At 67.1% G+C, this 11,968-nt stretch carries 9 protein-coding genes; 8 read left to right on the top strand and 1 reads right to left on the bottom strand.

Annotation, left to right across the window (positions count from 1 at the left end):
* Window positions 1-233 precede the first annotated feature (233 nt).
* The 5 genes from G6N26_RS15305 to G6N26_RS15325 all read left to right on the top strand — a co-directional run bounded on the left by G6N26_RS15305 (window position 234) and on the right by G6N26_RS15325 (window position 4,252).
* Complete coding sequence (locus G6N26_RS15305) at window positions 234-827, top strand: hypothetical protein (protein WP_067171875.1); 594 nt, start codon at window positions 234-236, stop codon at window positions 825-827.
* Between the two features lie 115 nt (window positions 828-942).
* Complete coding sequence (locus tag G6N26_RS15310; protein ID WP_067171873.1) at window positions 943-2,148, top strand: putative alpha/beta hydrolase; 1,206 nt, start codon at window positions 943-945, stop codon at window positions 2,146-2,148.
* Between the two features lie 11 nt (window positions 2,149-2,159).
* Window positions 2,160-2,720, top strand: coding sequence for an LpqN/LpqT family lipoprotein (locus G6N26_RS15315; protein ID WP_232067461.1), 561 nt, complete (start codon window positions 2,160-2,162; stop codon window positions 2,718-2,720).
* On the top strand, window positions 2,710-3,438 hold the full coding sequence (locus G6N26_RS15320; protein ID WP_083019147.1) for a hypothetical protein: 729 nt from the start codon (window positions 2,710-2,712) through the stop codon (window positions 3,436-3,438). Before G6N26_RS15315 ends, G6N26_RS15320 begins: the two co-directional genes overlap by 11 nt.
* 82 nt (window positions 3,439-3,520) lie before the next feature.
* Window positions 3,521-4,252, top strand: a complete 732-nt coding sequence (locus G6N26_RS15325) for a hypothetical protein (protein ID WP_083019149.1) — start codon at window positions 3,521-3,523, stop codon at window positions 4,250-4,252.
* A 47-nt stretch (window positions 4,253-4,299) separates the two neighbouring features.
* On the opposite strand, the gene G6N26_RS15330 is transcribed toward G6N26_RS15325, so the two are convergent.
* Complete coding sequence (locus tag G6N26_RS15330; protein ID WP_232067462.1) at window positions 4,300-5,850, bottom strand: sugar porter family MFS transporter; 1,551 nt, start codon at window positions 5,848-5,850, stop codon at window positions 4,300-4,302.
* A gap of 566 nt (window positions 5,851-6,416) precedes the next feature.
* On the opposite strand from G6N26_RS15330, the gene G6N26_RS15335 reads away from it, so the two are divergent.
* From G6N26_RS15335 to G6N26_RS15345, 3 genes are all read left to right on the top strand, one after another.
* Window positions 6,417-6,959 carry a hypothetical protein gene (locus tag G6N26_RS15335; protein WP_083019150.1) on the top strand — a complete coding sequence of 181 codons (543 nt, stop codon included), beginning with the start codon at window positions 6,417-6,419 and terminating at the stop codon, window positions 6,957-6,959.
* Window positions 6,960-7,052: 93 nt separating this feature from the next.
* Window positions 7,053-8,726, top strand: coding sequence for an Hsp70 family protein (locus G6N26_RS15340; RefSeq protein ID WP_083019152.1), 1,674 nt, complete (start codon window positions 7,053-7,055; stop codon window positions 8,724-8,726).
* A 253-nt stretch (window positions 8,727-8,979) separates the two neighbouring features.
* A complete protein-coding gene (locus tag G6N26_RS15345; RefSeq protein WP_167386429.1) occupies window positions 8,980-11,961 on the top strand; it encodes a heterodisulfide reductase-related iron-sulfur binding cluster in 2,982 nt (993 codons plus the stop codon).
* Window positions 11,962-11,968 lie beyond the last annotated feature (7 nt).

An 11,968-nucleotide genomic window follows, 5' to 3' on the forward strand; every position in this document is an offset into this window, starting at 1 on the left:
CTTGTCGATCATGTTAACGGCCCGCGGTCCCGTGTTGTTCCCGGGGGCCGGATATCCGCCCGCGGCGCCGACGACCCACGCAGCGGTGGCGGCGCGTAGTCGCCCCGCGAGTCGGTCACGCGGCGATAAAACTTCACCATCGGCGCCGCATCGATAGGCACTCGAGTGCAGCGACTGTCGTCGGAGGGTGAGTAACCTGAGTGCCGCCATTCGAATCGTCTGGGGAGCGGCGGGTGCGGTTATCGGATAATGCGCGGCGGAACCTGGCCGGTGGTTCGCTGCTGCTCGTGGCCCTGTTCGCCGGTTCCGGGCTGGTGTCGGGCTGCAGCTCGGTCATCGGCGGCCGCCCGGTGGCTTCGCCGGGGGCGGGCGCAGGCGAACCGTCCTTCCCCACGCCCCGATCCACGCCGGCGCCGCCGTCGGCCACCGCCGCTCCGGCCCCGACGGCTCCGGCCGCGCCAACGGGCCCCACGAATCCGGCCGGCGCCATCCCGCTGCCGCCTGACGAGAACGGCTACGTCTTCATCGAGACCAAATCCGGCGTGACCCGCTGCCAGATCAACAAGGACACCGTCGGCTGCGAGGCGCCCTTCACCAACTCCCCCCTGCAGGACGGTGAGCACGCCAACGGCGTCAGCATCACCACCGGCGGCAAGGTGCAGTGGGTGCTGGGCAACCTGGGGGCCATCCCGACCGTCAAGATCGACTACCAGACCTACGCCGCCCAGGGCTGGACGATTATCGCCAACGCCGACGGCACCCGCTTCACCAACGACCAGACCAAGCACGGCATGTTCGTGAGCATCGACAAGGTCAACACGTTCTAGGCGCTAACCTTGTCGGCAGCGCGGCGGGGGCGGGTATCGGTCTTCCGCGTGATGTCGCCGACCAGCTACCGGTGCTCGCTCAGGCCCGGCCTAACCAAGAAGACCTCACGATTCCATGCAACTCCGCTACATCAGCGTCGCGGCGCTGATCGCCGAAGCCGGTGGTGATCCGTGGGCGGTCAACCAAAGCCTGCAGGCCGGTAGCCCGTTTCAGATTTCTCAGCTGGCGGAGGCGTTTCTCAAGGCGGGCCGATGCACTGCCGAGGCCAGCAATGCGTTCGACCAAGCCCGTAGCCGCTTTGACGCAGCCTGGAACCATCAGAATGGGGATCATCCGATCACCGGCACCGACGAAGTGCAGCGAGTCACGAAAACCCTTGGGGCGCAGTCTTTGCAGCTGCCCAAGATCGGTGCGGACCTGGAAAACATCGCTGCCAACCTGGCCGAGGCGCAAAAGGCCGCGGCGGGACAGATCGCGGCGCTAGAAAGTCAGTTGCAGCAGCTGGACGGCTTCATCGGCCAAGCGGTGGAGCTGGAAAAAGATCCCACACTCACCGCGGAAGACCGACACGCGCTGGATGCGTTTATCAGCGGCCGCGAAGACGACGCGATCCGCGACACCAAAGCCGCGCTGGGCCAGCTGCAATCGACCCGCAACGGCTACGCCAACTCGTTCCAGAACGCAATGGGGACCTTGCACGCGGACGGATACGACCTCACACCTACCCCGGCAGGTCCCGGCCCGGCGCCGGCCGAGCAGCCCGGCGCGGGGCCCGCGTTGGCCCCGACGAAGGGCGAGGTGCTCACCGGGGCCGCGGGCGCGATCGCCGGTGGCACCGCCGACGGTGTGCGCGGGGCGACGACCAAGTTGATCGCCGAGTCCCCCGGTACCGGCCCCGGCAAGGCTGATCCGGGCTTGTTGAAGTGGTTCGAGGATCCGAAGATCGGCGGCATCGAGCTGAAGGGATTCTCCCGCGTCGGCGGGGTGGTTGCTGCCGCCAGCGCGGTACCCGCCGTCATGTCCGATATCCATGACGGCAATTCGGTGCCAGAGGCCGTCACTCGAGAGGGCGCAGGTGTCACCGCCGGTCTCGCAGTTGGCGGTTGGGTAGGCGGCGCGGTGGCTGGTTCGGAGTTCGGTGCAGCGCTTGGTTCGGTCGTTCCGGGGGCGGGCACCGCACTTGGCTTGGTCGCCGGCGCTGCTATCGGAGGTATTGCGGGCTACGCGGCATCTAAGGGTGTCGAATTGGCCTGGCAACCTGTCGCGGATGCCGTCGGTAGCGCGGTGCACGGCGTGGAATCGGTCTTCGGCTTCGGGTAGGGGCGTTTTCAATGCGGTTCGATGAGTTCGTGCAGGCATCTGGCATCTCGGTGTCCCCAGTCGACCGGTTTGTCGGTTTTGTGGTGGAGGTGGGAGTACCGCAAGGTTGGGAACCACTCGACTCGGCTCTCGGGGCCCGTGTGTGGGCCTGTCGCAACGACCCGTGCATCGACATGTTCTGCGCTAACGCAGTGTTGACGATGCATCGCGTCGAGGCCACTTTGGATCCCGCCGAAGCGTTCGGGATGCTGAGTGAGCAGCAGCTGCAGTCTGTGCCGGCCTGTCGTGAGGTGCGCCGTGAACTCGCCGCAGCCACCGAGGGTCCGGGCCTAGTGGGGTTGCTCGCGATGGAGATCGCGCATGAACTCGGCACCATCGACAGCGTGTCACGATCGCGGATCATCACGGCCGAACAGGAGACCCTGATCGCGCAACTCACGACGACCGAGTTACACGACTCACCAGTGGACGGATCAGGTGTCTGGCTGACCGCTCGATCGGGTCCGGCACCCGCACGTTACCGCGGCACTGTACCGCGAACCGAACAAGGGACCGTTGCAGATGGCAAGTAGTACAGCGAAAGGCCGTCGCGTGCCGAAACTGCGTTACGCCTTTGGTGGGGGCCTGTGTCTGTTGGCCGGCATCAACGCGCTGATTGGATCGGCTTGGTACCTCTGGCTCGGCATTGCTGCGTGCGGTGTCGGCATCATTTATGGGAGCGGCCGCCGGACTTTTGGCGCTGGGGTCAGCCGGACGGGGGACGCGATTGTCTGCCGCTACATTCCTTGGTTCGAGGGAAACACATACGTTTTCGGCACTTTTTTTCCGCTGATGAGTGCCGTTGCTATCGCCGCAGGATGTGCTCCCGGTAATCCGGTTTGGCTCTGGTACAGCGGGATCGTCCTGCTCGCGATTTTTGCCTTACTGGTGGTAGTTGCCATTTGGATTTGGCGGCGATCACTTCTTCGTATCACCCCGTCGGTGTTGACGGTGCGAATAGCAGAGCGCGGCAGCGAGTTGACCGACATCCGGCGCGAGCACGTCCGTTCGATCGAGCCCAAGCTCGTCTCGAACGCGGCGGCTGGTACCGAGCGGTTGCAGGTCGAAATCGCCTACCAGCCCGCTGATGTCAGCAACGAGACGACCGCCACGGTGATGCTCGGGATGTATCTGACCGTTCAACCGATCAACCTGCTAAACGCCCTGGTGGCCTGGAAAGACGGTGCCCACCAAAACCCGAGCGAGCTGCTGGACCGGGTCGAAGGGATTCTTCGAGGCAATCCACAGTGACCGCCAGACGGGGGCCGGCGGCGTGCTCAGTGTCTGCGGGCCGGCACCCCGACCCGGTCACCGCAACACGAGACGGTCACTGATGGCCGACGGCACCGCGAAATACCGTCGGAGGCGGGCGCTGCGCCATTCCATCGGTGGCGCCTCGTGCCTAATGGCGGTCATCGGCGTGATGGTCGGAGCTAGTTGGTCTTTGTCTGTCACCCTCGCTGCGATCGGCGCAGTCATCCTTATCGGTCCGCGCCGGATTTTCCATGCCGCGGTCAGCCGGACCGGTGGTGAAATAGTCTGCCGCTACATTCCCTGGTACGAGGGCAGCGCCTACAGCACCACATTGCTTCTTCCGCTGATAGGAATCGCCTCGGTCGCTCTGGGATTCGAGCCGGGCAATCCAGCGTGGTTGCGATTTACCGGCCTCCTCCTTCTTGGCGTGACCCCGTTGACCGTGTACGGCGTCGTACGCATGTGGCGACGTTGCCTTCTCTGCATTACCCCGTCGGTGTTGACCGTGCGGTTGGTCGACCGTGGAAGCGAGCTGACCCAAATCCGGCGTGAGCTGGTTGTGTCGATCGAACCCCAAATAGTCCCGTTGCCACGGGGTGCTCAATCGTTGCAAGTCGCTGTTACTTACTGGCCCGTGGCGGTCGGCGGGGACGCCACCAAGACGCTGTTGCTCGGCCTGCGGCTGACTGTTCAGCCCGTCAACCTGCTCAACGCCCTCGTCGCCTGGAACGACGGCGCCCACGACAACCCGAGCGAACTGCTGGACCGGATCGAACGGACCCTTCGAGGCCAGTCAACGGCCGTTGTGTGACCGCGTCGCACAGCAGCCCGAAAAATCCCGCCGCGCAAAGACATTCGTCAGCGTGCGAAGTCAGACGGCCGGAATTTCCCCTCGGCCAGGTTCTTTTCGATTTCTTCCAGGCTTTTACCGGTGAGGTCGGGCATGCGGAAGAAGACGAAGATCCACGCCGCCACGTTGAACAACGCGTAGAGCCACATCGAGGGTCCGACCCCGATCGCATTGATGAGCGACAGCAGCGTCAGCGTGATGAGTAGGTTGGTCCCCCACAGCGTCGCCGAATGCACGGCGGTGCCCTCCGGTCGCACCGCCAGCGGATAGGTCTCCGAGCCGGTCAGCCATCCCATCAGCTGCAGGCCGCCGGCATTGAACACCATGAAGGCGATCAGGCAGATCATGATGTAGGTGATCACGTCGTGACCGCTGTCGGCGGTGACGAAGATCAGGCCGAGCGCGAACAGGCTGATCGCCGCACCCGGCACCATGATGAGGGTGAGCCGGCGCCGACCGACCCGGTCGATAATGGCCAGCCCGACCAGTTGGGCGATCACGTAGGTCGCACCCAACATCACCGACACCAGCAGGGCCACGGACCGGTACACGCCGTCGTCGGTCAAGATGGTCGGCGCGTAGTAGATGATCATCTCAATGCCGCTGAGCTGGGTGAACACCGCGATGCCGCAACCCAGAACCAGGGCCGGGCGCACCCAGGCGTCGCGCAGCCCACTCCAGCCGCGGGTGCTGGCCTTGCGTTCCATGCGCGCGAGTTCGGTCGCTTCGTCCAGCTCGGCACCCACGTCGTACCCGTCGGGCCGGACCCGCTCCAACACGGCTCGTGCAGCGTCTCGATCATCTTGCTTGACCAGCCAGCGCGGACTTTCCGGGAGCCGCAGCAACAGCCACAGCATGATCGCGGCGGGTACGCACGCGATTCCGGTCGGGCCCCGCCAGGAGACCGAGTCGAAGACCCCGACGACGTTAGCGGCGAGGATGCCCACCCCGATGGCGATTTGGAAGCACAGCACCAACCGCCCCCGGTAGGCCGACGGCGAGAGCTCGGCGACATACATCGGCGCCGTCTGCGTCGCCCCGCCGACCGCGAAGCCCAGGACCAGCCTTCCCAGCGACAGCACCACGACATCCGGCGCGTCGGCGCACCACACCGCACCGACGATGAACACCACCGACAGCATCAACAGCGTGCCGCGCCGGCCGAACCGATCCGAAAGCCAGCTGCACGCCAAAGCCCCGATGATGGCGCCGAACAGGATGCTGGCGGCGACCACCTGCTTCCAGGCCGCGCCGATGTTGAACTCCTCGGTGAGCTGCAAGAGGGCCCAGGAGATGACACCGGTGTTGTAGCCGTAGAGCAAGCCCGAGATCGCCGAGACGAGCGCGATGACGACCACGGCGCTCGTCAGTTGGTTTCCCGTCTCCGCGCCGGCGCCGACGGCACTCTGCGACGCTTTCTCGTGAGCCGCATCTGTGCACTTTGCCGGGTCGGTCCCGTTTTGCGATCCCGCCTCGGGATGCCACTGGTTCGCCGCGGGCAGAGCGTCATCGCCGGCCTCTGACCACCATTCGCGGTATGTCGAATCGTCGGTGGCCACTAGCAGAGCCGAACGTGGTAGCGGAGATGACGAATCCGGGGCGCATCGGCGGGCCGGCCGGACATCGTGATCGTCCCCCTGCCCTGTGCTCGGATTTCCTGCTCGCTCGCCGCGCTTCAGGGGCCCGATGTCATAACCGGCGTCCCTGCTGTCACGGCAGGTGCGTGGTCGCTGGCACGGTCAAGGTATTCGCGTATCGCGCGATTCCGCTCGGCTTGGTCACAGATCTGCCCAGGCGCGACGCTGGGTGCGGGACTGCCGTTCGACTTTACATCTCGATGCGGAAAACGAGCCTGTCACGAATTTTTTTATTAGTCAAAGTTGACGTGCCAATCGAATTTCATTGTAGAAGAACACTATTCGGCCCGGACGGTCAAGCGATTGTGTTAAGCGCCACAGTCCAGCGGTGGGCTGCGGTCCGCGCTTGGCACCTTATCGGCGACCGACGAGAGCGGCCCTGAGGAACTGCACGCACCCAGCGCGCCGGCCCTGCTGAGCCACGCCACGCGACCCCCTCAGGGGTTGGCATCAGCGGACTGGCAGGTGCGGTCAGTACCATCGGACCCGTGGCATCCAACGGTCCACGCGATGACTTCCACAACCGGCCGACCCAGCATGCCGATTTCGACGTGAGCGAGCCGCCGACCGGTGAAGTCCCGCCACCGAACTTCCCGCCCCAGCCGCCCCACGGGTTCGAGCACCCCCCGGGCTTTGACCCGTTCGACCAGGAACCCGAGCCCACGCCCTGGTACCGCAAGCCCGCGATGCTCGTCGCCTGGTTGATCTCCGTCGTCATCCTGATCGGGCTGATCGTGTTCGGCATCATCGAGCTCATCAACGGCGACCAGTCCGTCAGCCACGTGCCCAAGTCGACGACGAGCACCACCACGACGACAACCACGACGACCACGCCGACGACCACGACGACCACCACCGAGCCCAGCAGCAGCGCCGAAGAACAACCGCCGGCCCAGCAGCCGACGCAGCAGCGGCCCACTGGACAACAAACGCAGCAACCCACGCATCGCCACCATCTGCCACAGCTGCCGCCGGTGATCACCATTCCGCAGGTGCCGACCGTCATCACGGTGCCGCCGGGCCTTCGCTAGCAGTCGGCGCCGGGCCGATCATGCGCGGCGACGCGGCGCCGGCGGCGCCCTAGACTCGCTGCAATCCACGGGACAACACACAGGGGTGCGGACATGAGCCAGTCGCTCGGGCTATCGATCGGGGTGGCCAACCTGGTGGCGGCCCGCGCCGGCAGCGCTCCGGTCACCCGCAGCTCGGTGCTGACCCTGTTCGAGCACCGCCCCACCGAAGTTGGCCTGCCGGAAGAGAACCCGAACCTGACCACACCCGGCCTGGTACTGCGCGGGTTCGTCGAGCGCGTCGGCGACCGGGCTCCGCTGGTGGCGGCCGACGGCACCAAGTACCTCGGCGCGGCGCTGACGGTCGAGGCGATCGAGGCGATGGCCCGCACGGTCGGCTACGGGACACCGATCAGCATCGCGGTCCCCGCCTACTGGTCCGACGAGCAGTTCGCGGCGCTGCGCGAGGAGTTCTTCGCCCAGTCGGACCTCGCGCGTGGCGGGGTCGCGCCGATGCTGGTCTCCGACGCCACGGCCGCGGTTGCGGCGCTGCGCGGCACGCCGGGTTTCCCGGCGGACGGCGTCGTCGCGCTGTGCGACTTCGGCGCGGGCGGCACCACCGTCACGGCGCTGGACGCCCAGGCCGGCTTCGCGCCCGTCGGCCCGGCCGTGCGGCACACCGATTTCTCCGGCGACGCGATCGATCAGCTCATCGTCGATCACCTGCTGGCCTCCGACGTCAGCACCGCCGTCCTGGGCGGCAGCGCGCGGATGGGCTCGCAGTCCCGCCTGCTCGCCGCATCCCGCCGCGCCAAGGAGCAACTGACGACGGCCGCAGTGAGCACCGTCGCGGGGGCGTCCGGGGAAGCCGCTCAACTGACCCGGACCGAGCTCGAGCAACTGATCTCCCCGCCGCTGGACCGGTTTGTCACAACTCTCCAAGAAACGTTGCGGCGCAACGGAGTTCCGAACACCAACCTGCGCGCCGTGGCGATCGCCGGGGGCGGCGCGAGCATCCCGCTGATCACCGCGCGATTGTCGCAGCGCTTCGGGGTCCCGGTCCGCAGCGCGGCGCAGCCGGCGTCGCTGGCCGCGCTCGGCGCGGCGGTGCTCGGTGCGCAGTACGCAGCGGGGGGCGCTGAAACCGCCGCGGCCGCCGCCGTGGAGACACCGACCGAAATGGTGGGCACCGCGGGGATCGGGGTGACCCAGGCCGCGTGGGCGGCCCAGGCCACCGACGTGGACGACGCCCTGGCGTGGTCGCAAGACGCCGATTCCGACGAACCGGTGCCCTACACCGGCCGCGATGCCACCGGCGAATACGCCAGCGAGGCACGGGAATTCGAGTACCCGGCGCAGGGCGGGCTGCCCTGGTACAAGCGCACGGCCCTGGTGTTGACCGTGGCCGGGGCGGGGGTGGCGGTGCTGGTGGCCGTGGCACTGGCGATCGGCCTGTTGATGACGAAGTCCACCCCGGCCCCTCCGACGTCGCCGACCCAACCGCCACCGCCGCAGACGGTGACCATCACCGGCCCCAACGACAGCACCACCGTCACCGTGGTTCCGGCTCCACCACCCCCGTCCAGCGAGGCGCCGCCCGCCACGACCACCACGACACCGCCGCCGGAGCCGTCGACCACGACAACGACGCCCCCGCCGACCACCACGACGACCACCACCGCGCCGCCCACCACGACGTCACAGGCGACCACCACCGCGGCACCGACAACCACGACGCGGGTACGACCGACCTTGCCGCCGATCTTCCAGCCCCCATTCGGGCGCTGACGCGAACGATTGCGCCCCGGCCCCAGAAAAGGGCTCCGGAAAAGGGTCATTTAGCGAAATTTGGTGGCGCTGGTCACTCCGACAAACGTCACATCCGGCGAGTGGGTATCAACTAGCAGGCCAGAGGCGTCGACGACTCCCAAGTTAGGGCAGCCTTTCTCGCGCCGAAAGCCGCGAAGATGTAACTATGAGCGGGGCTTAAGCAGGCAAATAAAGCACAGGCCGAATTATCTATGCATTGGGGAGACCTTCTGTGACAACGCAGATGCTCATCAGGCTGGTCGTGGGCATGGGCATGACGCTGGTCGTGGCCGCGCTCGCCGCACGACGGGTCCTGTGGCTGTTCAAGCTGATCACGTCCGGCAAGCCGTCCCCGGGGCACACCGACGAACCCGGCAAACGAATCTGGGCCGAGCTCTCCGAGGTCTTCGGGCAGCGCAAGCTGTTGAAGTGGTCGATCCCCGGCCTGGCGCACTTCTTCACCATGTGGGGCTTCTTCATCCTGCTCACGGTGTATATCGAGGCCTACGGTCTGCTCTTCCAGGACAACTTCCACATCCCGTTCATCGGGCGGTGGGACGCGCTGGGGTTCCTGCAGGACTTCTTCGCGACCGCCGTCTTCCTGGGCATCGTCACCTTCGCCATCATCCGGTTGATGCGCAGCCCGAAGGAGATCGGGCGGTCATCCCGGTTCTACGGCTCCCACACCGGCGGTGCCTGGCTGGTGCTGTTCATGATCTTCAACGTCGTCTTCACCTACGTGTTCGTGCGCGGAGCCGCGGTCAACAACGGCACGCTGCCTTACGGCAACGGCGCCTTCCTGTCGCAACTGTTCGGCGTCATTCTGCGTCCGCTGGGCCAGCCCGCCAACGAGATCATCGAAACGACGGCCCTGCTGCTGCACATCGCAGTCATGCTGGCGTTCCTGATCATCGTGCTGCACTCCAAGCACATGCACATCTTCACGGCGCCGATCAACGTCATCTTCAAGCGGCTGCCCGACGGGCTGGGCCCGCTGCTGCCGCTCGAGCACGACGGCAAGCCGATCGACTTCGAAAACCCGCCCGACGACGCGACATTCGGGCGCGGCAAGGTCGAGGACTTCAGCTGGAAGGCCATGCTGGACTTCGCCACCTGTACCGAGTGTGGCCGCTGCCAGTCGCAGTGTCCGGCGTGGAACACCGGCAAGCCGCTGTCGCCCAAGCTCGTCATCATGGATTTGCGCGATCACTGGATGGCCAAGGCGCCCTACATCCTGGGTGACAAGGAGAGCCCCCTCGAGAGCACGCCGGCGGGCGGGCTCGGCGAGGAGCTGTCCGGCGAAGAACACGCCGAGGCCCACCACGTTCCCGAGTCCGGGTTCGGCCGCGTCATGGGGTCCGGTCCGGAGCAGGCGACCCGGCCGCTCGTCGGCACCGAGGAACAGGGCGGCGTCATCGACCCCGACGTGTTGTGGTCCTGCGTGTCCTGCGGCGCCTGCGTCGAGCAGTGCCCGGTGGACATCGAGCACGTCGACCACATCATCGACATGCGCCGCTACCAGGTGATGATGGAGTCCGAGTTCCCCTCGGAACTGTCGGTGCTGTTCAAAAACCTGGAGACCAAGGGCAACCCGTGGGGTCAGAACGCGTCGGACCGCACCAACTGGATCGACGAGGTCGACTTCGACGTGCCGGTCTACGGCGAGGACGTCGACAGCTTCGACGGCTACGAGTACCTGTTCTGGGTCGGTTGCGCCGGCGCCTACGACGACAAGGCCAAGAAGACCACCAAGGCCGTCGCCGAGTTGCTGGCCATCGCCGGGGTGAAGTACCTGGTGCTGGGCACCGGCGAGTCCTGCAACGGCGACTCCGCGCGCCGCTCGGGCAACGAGTTCCTGTTCCAGCAGCTGGCCGCCCAGGCCGTCGAGACCCTGGACGGCCTGTTCGAGGGCACCGAGACCGTCGACCGCAAGATCGTGGTGACCTGCCCGCACTGCTTCAACACCCTCGGCAAGGAATACCGGCAGCTGGGCGCCAACTACAGCGTGTTGCACCACACCCAGTTGCTGAACCGGCTGACCCGGGACAACAAGCTGGTGCCGGTGACGCCGGTGTCCCAGGACATCACCTACCACGATCCCTGCTACCTGGGCCGGCACAACAAGGTCTATGAGGCGCCGCGTGAGCTGATCGGGACCTCCGGGGCGAACCTGACCGAGATGCCGCGGCACGCCGAGCGCAGCTTCTGCTGCGGCGCCGGTGGCGCGCGGATGTGGATGGAAGAGCACATCGGCAAGCGGATCAACCACGAACGCGTCGACGAGGCGCTGGCCACCGGGGCCACCACCATCGCCACCGCGTGCCCGTTCTGCCGCGTGATGGTCACCGACGGCGTCAACGACCGGCAGGAGGAGGCCGGGCGCTCCGGCGTCGAGGTGCTCGACGTCGCCCAGATCCTGCTCGCCTCCCTCGAGTACGACAAGGCGACGCTGCCCGAAAAGGGCACGGCCGCCAAGGAAGCCGAAAAGCGGGCGGCTGAGGCGCCCAAGGCCGCGACGGCCACGGCAACGGCTCCCGCCGAGGAGGCCGAGGAGGCACCCGCCGAGGCGGCCCCGAAGTCTGAGGCCGCAGCCGCACCCGCCGCCCCGGTCAAGGGCCTGGGCATCGCCGGGGGCGCCAAGCGGCCCGGGGCGAAGAAGGCGGCACCGGCCGCGGAGGGCAAGGCCGAGGCGGCAGCGCCGGTCAAGGGCCTGGGCATCGCCGGCGGCGCCAAGCGGCCCGGCGCCAAGAAGGCGGCACCGGCCGCGGAGGGCAAGGCCGAAGCGGCCGCGCCGGAGGCCGAGACCGAAACCAAGGCGCCCGCCGCGCCCGTGAAGGGTCTGGGCATGGCCGCGGGCGCCAAGCGACCCGGCGCCAAGAAGGCGGCGCCGAAAGCCGAGGCCCCCACGGCGGAAGCGCCCAAGGCGGAAGCGGAAGCGGAACCGAAAGCCAAGGACGAGCCCACGGCGCCCGCCGCGCCCGTGAAGGGCCTGGGCATCGCCGCGGGCGCCAAACGACCCGGCGCCAAGAAGGCGGCACCGAAAGCCGAGGTCCCTAAGGCCGAGGCTGAGCCCGCCGAACAGGCCCAGGCCGAGGCCGAGCCGGCACCGAAAGCGGAGCCGGCAAAGCAGTCCGACGGCGCCGACGCGCCGCCGCAGCCGCCGGTCAAAGGCCTGGGCATCGCCCGCGGGGCGCGTCCCCCGGGCAAGCGCTGACCTGCGA

It is taken from the genome of Mycobacterium marseillense (assembly GCF_010731675.1).
Lineage (GTDB): Bacteria > Actinomycetota > Actinomycetes > Mycobacteriales > Mycobacteriaceae > Mycobacterium > Mycobacterium marseillense.